The sequence below is a fragment of the Pseudomonas chlororaphis subsp. aurantiaca genome, from assembly GCF_013466605.1.
Taxonomy (GTDB): Bacteria; Pseudomonadota; Gammaproteobacteria; order Pseudomonadales; family Pseudomonadaceae; genus Aquipseudomonas; species Aquipseudomonas chlororaphis_I.
The window spans coordinates 3,404,075-3,418,992 of the sequence record NZ_CP059162.1; the positions used below are offsets into that span (position 1 = coordinate 3,404,075).

Sequence of the window (14,918 nt, forward strand, 5' to 3'; positions counted from 1 at the left end):
GATATTTGCCCCCGATTATGCCCCCATGAGTTCTGGAATCCATTGGATTTAGACAGGCGGCAGTGGACTGACTTTATCTATAATATTTTGTTATTAAATGGTTTTCTGGAACTTTGTGGAATTCCATTACAGGCTATCGGGATCCCCGAAGAACATCTGAATCCGCGAGCGCAACCAGCGTTCGCCCGGGTCGTTGTCCTGGGAGCCGCGCCAGGCCATGTGCAGGTCGAAGGTGCGGGCCGGCAGGGGCAGGTCTTCGGCGCGCACGCCGCCGGCGGCGGTCAGGGCGTCGGCGGTATAGTCCGGCACGGTAGCGACTATGTCGGTGCCGCTGAGCAGGGTGCTCAGGCCGTTGAACTGCGGCACCGCGAGCACCACGTGACGCTTGCGCCCGAGTTTTTCCAGCTCTTCATCGATAAACCCACTGAGGTCGCCGGCGAACGACACCAGGGCGTGGGGGCGGGCGCAGAAGTCATCGAGACTCAGGGCGCCGGGCATGCTGTCGGCCCGCAGCAGCTTGGGCAGGCTGCGGCGCAGCACCTTGCGCTTGGCGTTGGCCGGCAGGTCCTGGGTGTAGCTGACGCCGATGGAAATCTCGCCGGAGGCCAGCAGGGCCGGCATCAGCAGGTAGTTGGCGCGACGCACCACCAGCACGATTCCCGGGGCTTCGGCGCGCAGGCGCTTGAGCAGCATCGGCAGCAGGGCGAATTCGACGTCGTCGGACAGGCCGATGCGGAACACCGCGGTACTGGTCGCCGGGTCGAACTCGGCGGCGCGGCTGACCGCGGTGGAGATCGAGTCGAGGGCGGGCGAGAGCAGGGCGAAGATTTCCACCGCCCGGGCCGACGGCTCCATGCTGCGCCCGGTGCGCACGAACAGCGGATCGTCGAACAGGCTGCGCAGGCGCGACAGCGCCGCACTGATGGCCGGCTGGCCGAGGAAGAGTTTCTCCGCCGCCCGGGTCACACTGCGTTCATGCATTAATGTTTCGAACACGATCAACAGGTTCAGGTCGACACGACGCAGGTCATTACGATTCATCTTGAGTCCTGGCAGAGTCAGCAAACTTGACGAGAGCGGCCATATGAGAACAATGGCCGGCATGAATCTTACGGGGAAAGGCTGCTACTCTGCACCGGCTAATTGTTTTTTCCTGTAAGGAGCCCTTCGCTCTGGCACGCTGTTTATCGTTGTTGCAGGTTCTGCGGAATCAATGACAGGCATGTCGACTATTAATAGCCACTGATGGTCTTGGCCAGAAAGCCCAGATAGAGTTCAGGGTATTAGAGGTTACTTTGACGAGGTTTGCGATGTCCCGCACGATCCGTTTTCACAAGTTTGGTCCGGCCGAGGTGCTCAAGTGCGAAGAGCATGCGGCCGCTCTGCCTGCGCCAGGCGAAGTGCAGGTGCGTGTCGAAGCGATCGGCATCAGTTGGTACGACGTGCTCTGGCGCCAGAACCTGGCGTCCTCCCATGCCCGCCTGCCTTCCGGCCTCGGTCATGAGATGGCCGGCGTGGTGACCGCGGTCGGCGAAGGCGTCGACGACCTGGCCGTGGGCGACAAGGTTGCCAGCTTCCCGGCCGAAAGCCCGAACGATTATCCGGTCTACGGCGAGCTGATTGTCCTGCCACGCTCGGCGCTGACCCGCTATCCCGATGTGCTCAGCCCGATCGAAGCCGCGGTGCATTACACGCCGCTGCTGGTGGCCTACTTTGCCTATGTCGACCTGGCGCGGGTCAAGCCCGGGCAGTTTGCCCTGGTCACCGATGCCAGCCACTGCGCCGGTCCGTCCTTTGTCCAGCTGGGCAAGGCACTTGGCGTGCGGGTGATTGCCGCGACCAAGACCGCTGAAGAGCGTGAGTACCTGTTGTCCCTGGGGGCCGAGAAAGTCATCGTCACCGAAGAGCAGGATCTGCTCATGCAGATCAACAAATACACCGACAACCGTGGCGTCGACGTGGTATTCGATGGCCTGGGCGGTCCGCAGATGTCGATGCTCGGCGACGTCCTGGCCCCACGCGGCAGCCTGGTGCTGTACGGCCTGCAAGGCGGCAACCAGACGCCGTTCCCGGCCTGCGCGGCGTTCCAGAAGAACATCCAGTTCTTCGTGCACTGCATCGGCAACTTCACCGGCAAGCCCGAGCTGGGCATCATCCAGGACCAGGTGGCCTTGCAGCGCGCCTTGCGCGACATCAACCAGCTGACGGCGGACCGTGTGCTGCTGCCGCTGAAGACACGGGTCTTCCCATTCAACGAGTTCGTCGAAGCCCACCGCTACATGGATGAATGTCCTTGTCGCGAACGGGTCGCACTGCAGGTCGAACCGGCCTGATCCTGACGCCAGGGTTCGCCATCGCGCACTCTGGCGTTTCTGTCTTTGCGGTAACTCCCTTCTTTAATTCCCGCCTCGATCCTGAGTGGCCTCTGTGCAGCTGCCGACCATGGCCTGTATCGAGCAGGCCGCTGCACCTGCCTATTGTGCGAGCCGCCGCGGATAGATCCCGTCGCGTTGCGGTCAAACTGCCAGTAAACTGCGCAGCACTCACCGAACCATCCATTTCCCGAGGTTTTGCATGACACTCAGTCCTTTTGCGGGCAAACCGGCACCGACAGAATTGCTGGTCGATCTTCCGCGACTGGTAACGGCCTACTACACCGGCCAGCCCGATGCCGCCATCTCTACCCAGCGGGTCGCCTTCGGCACCTCGGGGCACCGTGGCAGCTCGTTCGATCTGAGTTTCAACGAATGGCACGTCCTGGCCATCAGCCAGGCGATCTGCCTGTATCGCCAGTCCCAGGGCATCGATGGCCCGCTGTTTGTCGGCATCGACACTCACGCGCTGTCCACCCCGGCTGGCGCCAGCGCCCTGGAAGTGCTGGCCGCCAACGGCGTGACCGTGATGATTGCCGCGGGCGACGAGTACACCCCGACACCGGCGGTGTCCCACGCGATTCTCTGCTACAACCGTGGTCGCACCAGCGGCCTGGCCGACGGCATCGTGATCACCCCGTCGCACAACCCGCCACAAAGCGGTGGCTACAAGTACAACCCTACCAACGGCGGTCCGGCCGACACCCATATCACCAAGTGGATCGAAGCCAAGGCCAACGAACTGTTGGCCAACAAGCTGGCCGGTGTGAAGCGCATCAGCTACGAGCAGGCGCTGAAAGCCGACACTACCCATCGTCATGACTACGTCAACAGCTACGTCGCCGACCTGATCAACGTCATCGACCTGGACGCCATCCGCAACGCCAAGCTGCGCCTGGGCGTCGATCCGCTGGGCGGAGCGGGGGTGCGCTACTGGTCGGCGATTGCCGAGCACTATCGCCTCGACCTGGATGTGGTCAACAAGGAAGTCGATGCGACCTTCCGTTTCATGTCCGTCGACTGGGATGGGCAGATCCGCATGGACCCGTCGTCCAGCTATGCGATGCAAGGCCTGATTGGTCTGAAGGATCGTTTCGACGTGGCCTTTGGCTGCGACCCGGACCACGACCGCCATGGCATCGTGACCCCGACTGGCGGCCTGCTGGCGCCGAACAATTACCTGGCGGTGGCCATCGACTACCTGTTCCAGAACCGCCCGCAATGGCGCGCCGACGCGGCCGTGGGCAAGACCGTGGTCAGCAGTGGCCTGATCGACCGCGTGACTGCGCGTCTGGGCCGCCGTCTGTACGAAGTGCCGGTGGGCTTCAAGTGGTTCGCCGACGGCCTGTTCGACGGCTCCCTGGGTTTTGGCGGTGAAGAAAGCGCCGGCGCTTCGTTCCTGCGCAAGGACGGCGGCGTCTGGAGCACCGACAAGGACGGCCTGATCCCGGCCTTGCTGGCCGCGGAAATGACCGCTCGCACCGGTCGCGACCCGAACCAGGCCTACCGCGCCTTGTGCGACGAGTTGGGCGAGCCGTTCTCGGTGCGCGTCGATGCCAAGGCCAACCCGCAGCAGAAAGCGCTGCTGAGCAAGCTGTCGCCGCAGCAGGTGACCTCGACCCAGCTGGCCGGCGAAAGCATCCGGAAGATCCTCAGTCATGCGCCGGGCAACGATCAGGCGATCGGCGGCCTCAAGGTCATGACCGAGAACGGCTGGTTCGCCGCGCGTCCATCGGGCACCGAAGACATCTACAAGATCTACGCCGAGAGCTTTATCGGCGACGATCACCTGAAGCAGCTGGTGCAGGAAGCGCAGACCCTGGTGGACGGCGCGATCAGCGGCTGATCCGCGATAAGGCCCGTAAGCCAGACAAAAAAGGGGCGACCAGGCGGTCGCCCCTTTTTTGTTTGCCGTTAACGCCTCAAGCCAGGTCCACCAGGACGATTTCACTGTCCTCGAGGGCGGTGACCCGCAGCAGGCGTTCATCTTCGACCGCGACACCGTCTCGAGCTGCGGCGCGCAAGCCATTGACTTCAATCACCCCGGTCGCCGGCACCAGGTAGGCCCGGCGGCCCTGGTCCAGCGAGTACTCGGCGGACTCGCCGGCCTTCAGGTTGGCGGCCACCAGCCGCGCATCGGCACGGATCCGCAGGCTCTGGTCATCGCCTTTCTTGCCGCTGGCCAGGGTTACGAAACCCTCGCGCTGGCCTTTGGGGAACGGCTTGGCGCCCCAGGACGGCGCCGAACCTGCCTCGTTGGGGATGATCCAGATCTGGAAGATCTTGGTTGCGCCGGCTTCCAGGTTGTATTCGCTGTGGGCGATCCCGGTGCCGGCGCTCATCACCTGCACGTCGCCAGCCTCGGTGCGACCCTTGTTACCCAGGTTGTCCTGGTGGGTGATGGCGCCTTCGCGGACGTAGGTGATGATCTCCATGTCGCGGTGCGGGTGCTGCGGGAAACCGCTGCCGGGGGCGATCACGTCGTCGTTCCACACGCGCAGGTTGCCCCAGTTCATGCGCTTGGGGTCGTAGTACTCGGCGAACGAAAAGTGGTGGTGGGCATCCAACCAGCCATGATGGGCGCCGCCCAGGGATTTGAAGGGTCTGAGTTCAAGCATGATCGTCTCCTGTCAGGGTTCGTCATGGGGCGCCTTGGTGGAGCCGCAGAACGAGACCGGTGATTGATGGCGCTTATCATCCATCAGCCAAACATCGATAAAAAGCGCAAAAAATACCGTAATCAGATCTAATAAATAGATATATTTGGCAGTGTTTCTTCTGCTTTCATACATTCAGTTCGGATCTTAAGTGGATGACCTGTAAGCATTTCACTAGAAGTCGTCGACGAATGAAGCGACCATACCGTCCCACACAGCCTCACACCCTGGAGTCAGCGTGCCGCAACACACCCCCGATCTTCCTCCCGAACTCTTGCCCCTGGCCGAAATGCCGCTGCTCAAGCGCTTGGCGGCCAGGTTTTTCGGTCACGGCCTCAGTCGCCTGCGCGCCCAGCATCGCGCGTCCTGGCTGCATGGCCAGGCGGACGGTTTTCGCAGCGGGCACACCGCCGGGGTGGAGTACGGTTACCAGGAGGGCAAGGCCGAAGGCCTGGAGCAGGGCCGTCAGGTACTGCTGATTCGCGACAGCCGCTCCACCGAGCATCCGGCCCCCGGCGTCGACGATCATCTGTTCGATGACTGGCGCCTGCCGCTGAGCGCCGAGCTGAAGAAACGCATCAAGGCCGACGTTGGCCGCCTGCTGCCGGCCCATGCCCAGCCCAGCAGCGCGCAATGGAAGATGATCTTCAGCGAAACCCCGTCGACCTCGGTGATTGCCGGCGCTGGCGCGGGCAAGTCGACCTCCCTGGTCCTGCGCATCCTGCTGCTCAATCATTACCTGGGCTTCGAGCTCGATTCGATGACCGTGGTGACCTTCACCCGCGAGTCGCGCAAGGACTTCATCAACAAGCTGATGGAGGTGTTCGCGCTCTGGGGCCGGCCCCTGGGGCTCAAGGAGGCGCGGGAGCTGGTGCGCACCTTCCACTCGCGCATCCTGCCGATGGTCCGCAGCCTGCCAGGCTTCGAGCGCCTGCAGGCGTTCGAGAACCTCAGCGATCGCCCGGCGGCGGGGGATCTGGAGGTCGACAGCAATCCCTTCGACCTGCGGATCAACGACGCCCAGCGCAAGCACCTGAATGCCTGTTATCACGCCTTGCACCGGCGCGACGGGCGTTTCCGCGAGGCGATCAAGCCGTTGCTGCGCCACGCCCTGCAGCTCAAGGAGCTGGAGCGCGATCACCCGGACGTGCAGAAGCGCATGGCCGTGACCGAACTGGCGGCCAAGCGCGACGAAGAGCTGTGCGACACCCTGGAAGACCTGTGGTTTCGCGCCGGGGCCTGGCCGATCAAGGGCATCGAGCCGAACCGGCAGACGGTGGAGATCAACGGCTCGCAGTTCCATTGCCATGGCTACATCGCCGAACTGGATGCCTGGGTGGTGCTGGGGTTCGACCCTCGGGAAAACCCGCAGCTGAGTCGCCCCGGATCGAAGCTCTCGGTGCGCGCGGAGTGGGCGGTAAAGCGCACCCTGTTTCAAGCTTTTTGTCGTAAGCCTATGATTTGGCTGGATAGTTATGAGTCGGCAAAGCGGGTTTTGTCGTCCCTGGCCGGCGACGCCACTGCCGGGCCGGGCTTCGATTACAAGGTCAAGGGCGAGCTGGCTTCGGCGCCGCTGCTGGACTGTTTTGTCGCCGCGGCCGGGTTTATCGAGAACCTCGGGCTGGATGTATCGGTGGCCGTGGGCCAGATGGTTTTCCCCCAGGACGACCCGGATCGCTACTTCTTCGAGGCTCTGAGCCTGTTCTGGCGGGCGCTGGACGACCATCTGCTCGACCAGTCGCCGCCGATCATGAGCTACAACCGTATGTTCTCGCTGTTCGGCGAGAACACCCCGGAGAACTTCAAGCTGCTTAGCGATGAGCGGCTGCGGCCGATGTCGCACCTGATGATCGACGAATTCCAGGACGTCTCGCCGCAGATCGTCTCGTGGATTTGCGCCAGCCTGCGCGAGATCCGCAGTCGCGGCCCGGCAATGCATGTCGGGCGTGGGGCGCAGCGCTCGTCGTTGCTCTGTGTGGGGGACGACTGGCAGTCGATCTACGGCTGGCGCGGCAGTTCGCCGAAGTACTTCATGGAGTTCAACAAGGAATTCCCGTCGCCGGCTACCACCCGGGTGATGCTCAGCGAGAACTATCGCAGCCATCAGCACATCATCGACGCGGCGGAACATATCGTCCGCGCGGCACCGGCGATTGCCGGGAAGAAGGCCAAGGCCAGCGGCGAGCCCAAGGAAGTGTTGCCGGTGAATGTGCTGGACCGCGATGACCAGGGGCTGGCGGCGCGGCTGGCGGAGCACTATCGCAATGGCGATTCGATTTTGATGTTATTTCGAAAAAGTAGCGATAAGTTATTGATTGAAGAACATATTTTACAAATAGTTAATGTTGATTCTAGGTTGCCGGCCGAGGATCGACGCCTCAAGCAACTGACCTACCACAGTTCCAAGGGCTTGCAGGCGGATGCGGTTTTCTTGCTCGGTGACTGCCAGCACCTGACCAGTTCGCCCTACAAGAACCAGGTCTATCGCATGGCCGGGCTGGGCAAGGATGGCGACAGCGAGCCCTACGACAATGCGCAGAAGGACGAGACCTTGCGTCTGGCGTATGTCGGCATCACCCGGGCGGTAAAACATTGCTACTGGTATGTGGACAGCCCGGACACCCAGGCGGCCAATGCGCCCAAGGCGTCGGACCGGATTCCCCAGGGCAAGCCGTTCTTCGCCGACCTGCGGGCATGAAAAAGCCCGCGCAACGGCGGGCTTGAGGACAACCTGGGGCGGGTCAAGAAAAGCGACCGGCCCTAGGCTTTCAAGGCGAGTGGCGGCATGAAGGCCTCCAGCTCGTCTTCCACCGCCTCGATTATTCGCTCGACATCGGCGGCATTCATCACGGTGGCGCAGGGGATGCCGGCAATGGCGATCATGGTCTCGCCGCTGGCACGATCGAAGAGCCGGGCGATCATGCTGCCGGGTGCATCCATGCTGGCCTCGAAGCCCATGGGGTGAAAATGCCAGCGCATCAGCTGGCAGGCGTTGGGAAAGGTGACTTTGCTGGCGGAGACTCTATTCATGGATTGCCCACCTTGTTCATTGAGCGCTTCCTTGTGCTCGCGGTAGGTATGGAAGGACCGTCAATGGACCAACCTGTGGAGCTTTTAAAAATAGCACCGGGATATGACATTCAACGGCTTTTTTTCAGGCCGTTTGGCGATTGCCTTGCACTTTTTTGATGCAGGTCATTTCCGCCAGCGATTTAGGCAAAACGCCAGTATCCAGGGGCCATGCATTGGCCATTGAAGCGCTGGGCGAACTTCGGCAAGCTGCGCCTTTTCATCCTCCGAGTACCCTATGTCTGCCCCTGATGATGGCCCGGCGCAAACCCGGGCCACCGGCGAGACAGTGCTGCGCTATCACCTGTGCTGGAAGCACCGCGACCTCGATGGCGTCATGGCGCTGTATCACCCGGAAATCCAGTACAACGACTTTTTCCAGAACCGCACCCTGGGCCTGGACGAACTGCGCGAATACGTACGCAACAGCATGCCGCGCGCGCCCGACGAAGCCCTGGAGCACAGCGACCGCATCCGCCTGGACGGCAATACCGCGTTCATTCAATACCAGGTGACCCTGCGCGGCGGGCAGGGCCTGGTGTCGTTTCGCGCCAGCGAGGCGATCACCGTGCGCGATGGCTTGATCTGGCGCGTCAACGAATACGCTTCCCTGGTGCGCGAGGCGGCGCCGAGCAAGGCCGGTGGCGGCGCGCGGCCAGCGGTCAGCCGCCTGGGCCTGTCGCCGCGCCAACTGAGCTTCATGGCCGAGGACCTGCAGCAGTACTTCGAGCGCCAGCAGCCGTACCTCGACCCGGAGCTGGACCTGCAGCGGGTGGCGAAGGAGTGCGGCTACAGCCGCAACCAGATCTCCTATCTGCTCAACCAGGTGCTGGGGCAGAGTTTCTACCGCTATGTGAACCAGGCACGGCTGCAGCATTTGCTGGCGGCGCTGGACCAGGCCGCGCCGCCGGTGCGCATCGACGAGCTGGCGTTCGCCGCCGGCTTCAACTCGCTGTCGGCGTTCTACAGCTGTTTCCGCCAGCACACCGGCCTGTCGCCCAAGGCGTATGCCAAGCAAATTTCTTTGCGTGCACGCGCGCAAGACAGCCCTTGAGCCCAGGCACTAGGATCGCTGCCATCGAAGTTCGGGTGGCGGAGTGCATGTATGCCAGCGTGGCGCAACATCAGTTTGTGGATGGATCAGCTCGACGAGCCGCTGCTGGCCCGGCCGTCGCTGGAGCAGGACCTGGATGTCGACGTGGCGATCATCGGCGCCGGTTATACCGGGCTGTGGACCGCCTATTACCTCAAGCGCCTGGCGCCGACCCTGAACATCGCCATTGTCGAGGCGCAGACCGCCGGCTTCGGTGCCTCCGGGCGCAACGGCGGCTGGCTGATGGGCAACCTTTTGGGGGAGGACCGGCTGCTGGCCGGGCTCAGCGCGCAGCAGCGCCGCGCGTCCTTCGACCTGCTGCACGGTATTCCCGATGAAGTGGCCAGCGTCCTCGAGCGTGAAGGCATCGACTGCGACTACCGCAAGGGCGGGGTGCTGTACTGCGCCGCGCGTTACCCCGAGCAGGAAGTCACCCAGCGCCGCTACCTGGACAAGCTCTACCGCCAGGGCCTCGACGAGCGCGACTACCGCTGGCTGAGCCCCGAGCAACTGGCCAGGCAGATCCGCGTGGCCAAGGCCTACGGCGGTATCTACGCGCCCCATTGCGCGACCATCCAGCCGGCCAAGCTGGTGCGTGGCCTGGCCCGCGCCGTGGAGCGCCTGGGCGTGCCCATCTACGAAAACAGCCCGGTCAGCCACTGGCAGTCCGGCAGCCTGCAAACCGCCAGGGCCAGCGTGCGTTGTCGCTGGATAGTGCCGGCGGTGGAGGGCTATTCGGTGACCCTACCGCCCCTGGGCCGTTACCAGTTGCCGGTGCAAAGCCTGCTGGTGGCCACCGAGCCCTTGTCGGCCGCGACCTGGGACGAGATCGGCCTGAGCCAGGGCCAGGCATTCAGCGAAAGCAGTCGCCAGGTCACCTACGGCCAGCGCACCGCCGACAACCGCCTGGTGTTCGGCGCCCGCGGCGGCTACCAGTTCGCCGGCAAGCTGCGCCATGACTTCGACCTGACCCGCAGCGAAGTCGAGCTGCGGCGCTACCTGTTCAGCGAGCTTTTCCCGCAGTTGAACAATGTGCGGATCACCCACTCCTGGGGCGGCAACCTGGGCATGTCCCGGCACTTCCGGCCGCACATGCTCTGCGACCGCCGGCACGGCATCGCGCTGTCCGGCGGCTACGGCGGCGAAGGCGTGGGCGCCAGCAACCTGGGCGGGCGGACCCTGGCCGATCTGATCCTCGAGCGCGACAGCGAGCTGACCCGCCAGCCCTGGGTGATCCCCGAGGGCGGCCTTAACGCCTTGCGCGCCTGGGAGCCGGAGCCATGCCGCTGGCTGGGCTACAACGCGATCATTCGCAGCTTCGTCCATGAAGACCAGACCCTGGCCAACCCGGCCACGCCGCCCTGGCGCCGCCGGCTGGCCAGCCGGGTGGCGGGTTTCATGGAAGGGCTGATGCACTGAGCCAGGTTTTTTACAGCGGTTTCTTTTCCATCGACAGGTAGCGCCATGAGCATCACTCAATTCAAGAACACCGCCCACGCCACCCTGGAGCAATCGACTCCGGTGGCCGTGCCCCTGGGCAACCCGGTCGCCGTGACTTCGGTGACCTGTGTCGAGCGCAACGACGGCGTCGAAACCGGCATCTGGGAGTGCACGCCCGGGCGCTGGCGGCGGCAGATCGTCGCCCAGGAGTTCTGCCATTTCATCCTGGGGCGTTGCACCTTCACCCCGGACAACGGCGAACCCCTGCTTATAGAAGCCGGCGATGCACTGATGTTGCCGGCCAACAGCACCGGGACCTGGGACATCCAGGAAACCGTGCGCAAGACCTACGTGTTGATTTTCTGATCCTTTGATTGCCTGCCAATAAAAACAACCCACACAGGAATCGCCCCATGATCCGTAAAAAACCGGCTTTATCGCTGTGCGTGCCGTTGCTGCTGGTTGCTTCCTTCAGCCAGGCGGCCGAGACCGTGAAGATCTACAACTGGTCGAGCTACATCGCCCCGGACACCCTGAAGAACTTCCAGAAGGAAACCGGCATCGGTTTCAGCTACGACGTCTATGACAGCAACGAAACCCTGGACGGCAAGCTGATGACCGGTCGCTCCGGTTATGACGTGGTGTTTCCCTCCAACCACTTCATGGCCCGGCAGATCGAGGGCGGGGCGCTGAAGAAGCTCGACAAGAGCCAGTTGCCGAACTGGAAGAACCTCAACCCGGTGCTGCTCGAGGCCCTGCAGACCAACGATCCGGGCAACGAGCACGGCTTCCCGTACCTCTGGGGCAGCACCGGGATCGGCTACAACGTCGCCAAGGTCAAGGCGGTGCTGGGGGACAACGCGCCGGTGGATTCCTGGGACCTGATCTTCAAGCCCGAATACATGCAGAAGCTGCAGAAGTGCGGGGTGGCGATCCTCGACAACGGCCCCGAACTACTGCCGGCGGCGCTGAACTACCTGGGCCTGCCGCACCACAGCAAGAACCCCGAGGACTACAAGAAGGCCGAAGCGCTGTTGCTGAAGATCCGGCCCTATGTCGCCTACTTCCATTCCTCCAAGTACACCGGCGACCTGGCCAACGGCGATATCTGCGTGGCGGTGGGTTTCTCCGGCGACGTGCTGCAAGCCGATAGCCGGGCCAAGGAAGCCAGGAACGGCGTGGAAATCGGCTATGCGATTCCCAAGGAAGGCGCGCCGATCTGGTTCGACATGGTGGCCATGCCCAACGACGCGCCGGACGAAAAGGCCGGGTATGCCTACATGAACTACCTGCTGCGCCCGGAGGTGATGGCCGAGATCACCAACCATGTGCACTACGCCAATGGCAACGACCAGGCTGACAGCCTGGTCGACCCGGCCATCAAGAGCGACACCAAGGTCTACCCGAGCCCGGACATGATGGGCAAGCTGTTCGCCCTGGAAGCCATGCCGCTGAATATCGACCGGATCCGCACCCGGGTGTGGAACAAGATCCGTACCGGTAGCTGAGGCATCGGCGCCGCTCCCCGATCTGGCGACCGGGGAGCGCTGCTTTCAGGGTTTTATCTTCAGTCGCATTGCCAGCAGCACGCCCAGCAGCGCGGCGGCCAGCATCAGCGCCGCCGGGGCGGACCAGCCGGCGTAGGCGACAGCGGCACTCAGGGCGATGGGCGCGAGCACCTGGCCCAGGTAGTTGCCTTGCAGACCGGCCCAGGCACAGCGGGATCAGCGCGGGCTGCGGCGAGGTCAGTGAGGTGCTGGCGAGGAGGGTGGCGGGCAGCATGCCGGCCACCGCGTATAAAGAAGAAACACAAGGGGATCACCAGATCGGACGGCGTGTCCGAGAGGAAGATGCCCATCCCGGAAAGCCCCATGACGACACTGGCGCCGGCGAGCAGCGTTTCAATCGACAAAAACGCGAGGTTGCGTTCTACCCATGAAGCCATTCAGCGGCCGGTCCCGCTGGGTACAATGCCCGGGCGCAACGGCGCCAGAGACGGGCAACTGATAGTGCCGGCGCCCGGGCGGGCGCCGTGGGTGAGGTGTCAGCCCTCAGGTGAACTGGGTGTTTTCCGGCAGCAGGGCGCCGCCATCGACGATCAGGGTCTGCCCGGTGATATAGCCGGCCTGTTCGGACGCGAGGAACAGCATGGCGTGGGCGATGTCCTGCGGGCTGCCCAGGCGCTTGAGCGGGATACCCCTGGCCAGGGCCGCGCAATCGCCAAGGTTGGCCATGGCCTGGGTGGCGATCAGGCCGGGTTCGACGCCGTTGACGGTGATCCGGTGTTCGGCCAGTTCCAGGGCCGCCGCGCGGATAAAACCGTTGACCCCAGCCTTGGACGCGGCGTAGTGGGACAGCCCGGGAATCGCCGTGCGCGGCCCGGTCACCGAAGAGGTGATGACGATGCGCGGGTGTTCGGCCCGGCATAACGCCGGCAGCGCCGCCTGGGTCAGCCAGAAACAGCTCTTGAGGTTCACCGCCAGGGTCGTGTCCAGGGTTTCGTCCTTCAGATCGCACAGGTTCTCCATCGGAAACACCCCGGCGTTATGGATCAGCAGGTCCAGGCCACCGAAGGCTTGCAGCGTGGCGGCCACCGCCTGGTTGGCCGCGGCCCGGGTGCTCAGGTCCAGCACCAGCAGTTCGGCGCTGTCGCCGGCCTCGCGGATCAAACGCCGGGTTTCGACGCCCGAGGCTTCGCTGCGGGTGGCGAGCAGTACCTTGGCGCCCTGGGCGGCGAAGACTTGCGCGATGGCGCGGCCGATGCCCTGGCCGGAGCCGGTGACCAGGGCGATACGACCGGTCAAGTCATGGATCATGGTTGTTCTCCTTGAATGACTGTGTCCAGGCACTCGTCCAGCAGGCGGTTGTGCAGGTCGACGTCCTGCGCGGTGGCTGCCGGGCACATCAGCGCCATGTTGTGGAACGGCGTCAGCAACACACCGCGGTTGAGCAGGTATAGATGAAGATAGGCCTCGATCAAGCCGTGGCGTGCCTGGTGGGCTTCGCCGCCGTTGCGCGGCGCGTGGTCCATGAACAGGTATTCGACCCGGGCGCCGATCCGCGTCACGTGCCAGGGCAGGCGGTGCTTGGCGATCAGCGCCTGGACCCCGGCCCGCAGGCGTTCGGCCAGGGCGATCATGTGCGCGTAGTTGGCCGCGCTCATGACCTCGCTGAAGGTGGCGCGCATGGCCGCCATCTGCAGGGCGTTGCCGGCCAGGGTGCCGCCGAAGCCGAAGTGGTTGATCGCCTGCCCGGGCTGAAAGTGCGGCAGCACCTGCCAGATGCGCTCGGCCATGGCCTGGCTGGCCCCCCAGACCGCGGTGGGGATGCCGCCAGCGATGCATTTGCCGAGCACGAAGAAGTCCGGTTGCAGGCCGTGTTCGCCGCTGTAGCCGGCCGGGCCGCAGGAGATGGTGTGGGTTTCGTCGATGATCAGCGGCACATCGAAACGCCGGGTCAGCTCGCGCAAGCCATCGTGGAAGCCGGGGACGGGCGGGACCATGCCGACGTTGGTCATGAAGGGCTCGGTCAGCACCGCGGCCACGTCGCCATGGGCCAGTGCCGCCTCCAGCGCCGGCAGGTCGTTGAACTCCACCAGCCGGGTGGTGGCGGCGTGCCGCAGGCCATTGGCGTGCACACCTTCGCGGGGAATCATCTGGCCGCTGGCGTCGAACTCGACCTGGGATTCGTCGACGCTGCCGTGGTAGTTGCAGTTGAACACCAGCACTTTCTCCCGGCCGGTGATCATCCGGCACAGGCGCAGCACAAAGCGGTTGGCGTCGGTGGCGGAAGTGGTGACCTGCCAGAACGGCAGGCCGAAGCGCCGCACCAGTTCCTGGCCGACCCACAGGCTATCGGCGGTCGGCAGCATCAGGGTCGAGCCATGCCGGGCCTGGTGGGCGATGGCGTCGGCCACGGCGGGCTGGCCATGGCCGAACATGGCGCCGGTGTCGCCCAGGGCGAAGTCGACGTAGCGGTTGCCGTCGCAGTCTGTCAGCGTCGCGCCCTGGGCGTCGGCCACCAGGATCGGGTACAGCCCCGGCCATTGCTGCATCCAGTGCAGCGGCGCGCCGTACAGCCAGTGCTTGAGGTTTTCCCGGTAGAAGCCGGCGGAGCGCGGGTGGCGTTTGGCGAACAGTTGCAGCTCGGATTGGTAACGGCTGGCGACGCGGTCGAGGTTGAGGCCGAGGGTCATGATCGAAGTCCTGTGGGGTCTAGAGGAGGAAGGTGGGTGTCTGGTTGGCCGCTGCCGAGCAACGCGAGGCTGCGATCGGCAACGCAGTTGCC

General features: G+C 64.0%; 13 protein-coding genes. 7 read left to right on the plus strand and 6 right to left on the minus strand.

Annotated features, from left to right (window positions below):
- Positions 1-126: 126 nt before the first annotated feature.
- A complete protein-coding gene (locus H0I86_RS15580; protein ID WP_009049242.1) occupies positions 127-1,041 on the minus strand; it encodes a LysR family transcriptional regulator in 915 nt (304 codons plus the stop codon).
- Positions 1,042-1,310: 269 nt separating this feature from the next.
- On the opposite strand from H0I86_RS15580, the gene H0I86_RS15585 reads away from it, so the two are divergent.
- Positions 1,311-2,333, plus strand: a complete 1,023-nt coding sequence (locus H0I86_RS15585; RefSeq protein WP_009049241.1) for a zinc-dependent alcohol dehydrogenase family protein — start codon at positions 1,311-1,313, stop codon at positions 2,331-2,333.
- Between the two features lie 241 nt (positions 2,334-2,574).
- On the plus strand, positions 2,575-4,218 hold the full coding sequence (pgm, locus tag H0I86_RS15590; protein WP_180925721.1) for a phosphoglucomutase (alpha-D-glucose-1,6-bisphosphate-dependent): 1,644 nt from the start codon (positions 2,575-2,577) through the stop codon (positions 4,216-4,218).
- 76 nt (positions 4,219-4,294) lie between these two features.
- Here pgm and H0I86_RS15595 read toward each other — a convergent pair whose 3' ends face one another.
- Positions 4,295-4,990: a pirin family protein gene (locus H0I86_RS15595; RefSeq protein WP_180925722.1), complete on the minus strand. Its 696-nt coding sequence runs from the start codon at positions 4,988-4,990 to the stop codon at positions 4,295-4,297.
- A 277-nt stretch (positions 4,991-5,267) separates the two neighbouring features.
- On the opposite strand from H0I86_RS15595, the gene H0I86_RS15600 reads away from it, so the two are divergent.
- On the plus strand, positions 5,268-7,727 hold the full coding sequence (locus tag H0I86_RS15600; protein WP_180925723.1) for a UvrD-helicase domain-containing protein: 2,460 nt from the start codon (positions 5,268-5,270) through the stop codon (positions 7,725-7,727).
- Positions 7,728-7,789: 62 nt separating this feature from the next.
- On the opposite strand, the gene H0I86_RS15605 is transcribed toward H0I86_RS15600, so the two are convergent.
- Positions 7,790-8,059: a DUF1652 domain-containing protein gene (locus H0I86_RS15605; protein WP_180925724.1), complete on the minus strand. Its 270-nt coding sequence runs from the start codon at positions 8,057-8,059 to the stop codon at positions 7,790-7,792.
- Positions 8,060-8,336: 277 nt separating this feature from the next.
- Between H0I86_RS15605 and H0I86_RS15610 the strand changes: the two genes are divergently transcribed.
- From H0I86_RS15610 to H0I86_RS15625, 4 genes are read left to right on the plus strand one after another with little or no spacing between them, the layout of a single operon-like run.
- Positions 8,337-9,152: a helix-turn-helix domain-containing protein gene (locus H0I86_RS15610; RefSeq protein ID WP_180925725.1), complete on the plus strand. Its 816-nt coding sequence runs from the start codon at positions 8,337-8,339 to the stop codon at positions 9,150-9,152.
- A gap of 51 nt (positions 9,153-9,203) precedes the next feature.
- The gene (locus tag H0I86_RS15615) at positions 9,204-10,610 is read left to right on the plus strand and encodes an NAD(P)/FAD-dependent oxidoreductase (RefSeq protein ID WP_180925726.1); all 1,407 of its coding nucleotides are present in this window, start codon (positions 9,204-9,206) and stop codon (positions 10,608-10,610) included.
- A gap of 45 nt (positions 10,611-10,655) precedes the next feature.
- Entirely contained in the window at positions 10,656-10,997 is a 342-nt protein-coding gene (locus H0I86_RS15620) for a cupin domain-containing protein (RefSeq protein WP_180925727.1), read from the plus strand.
- Positions 10,998-11,044: 47 nt separating this feature from the next.
- The gene (locus H0I86_RS15625) at positions 11,045-12,139 is read left to right on the plus strand and encodes a polyamine ABC transporter substrate-binding protein (protein ID WP_180925728.1); all 1,095 of its coding nucleotides are present in this window, start codon (positions 11,045-11,047) and stop codon (positions 12,137-12,139) included.
- A 45-nt stretch (positions 12,140-12,184) separates the two neighbouring features.
- On the opposite strand, the gene H0I86_RS32175 is transcribed toward H0I86_RS15625, so the two are convergent.
- From H0I86_RS32175 to H0I86_RS15640, 3 genes are all read right to left on the minus strand, one after another.
- Positions 12,185-12,310 (minus strand): hypothetical protein, encoded by a 126-nt coding sequence (locus H0I86_RS32175; RefSeq protein WP_258019446.1) that lies wholly within the window; start codon positions 12,308-12,310, stop codon positions 12,185-12,187.
- A 372-nt stretch (positions 12,311-12,682) separates the two neighbouring features.
- Positions 12,683-13,447 (minus strand): SDR family oxidoreductase, encoded by a 765-nt coding sequence (locus tag H0I86_RS15635; RefSeq protein WP_180925729.1) that lies wholly within the window; start codon positions 13,445-13,447, stop codon positions 12,683-12,685.
- A complete protein-coding gene (locus H0I86_RS15640) occupies positions 13,444-14,826 on the minus strand; it encodes an aspartate aminotransferase family protein (protein WP_180925730.1) in 1,383 nt (460 codons plus the stop codon). The genes H0I86_RS15635 and H0I86_RS15640 overlap by 4 nt, the downstream gene beginning before the upstream one ends.
- Positions 14,827-14,918: the final 92 nt, after the last annotated feature.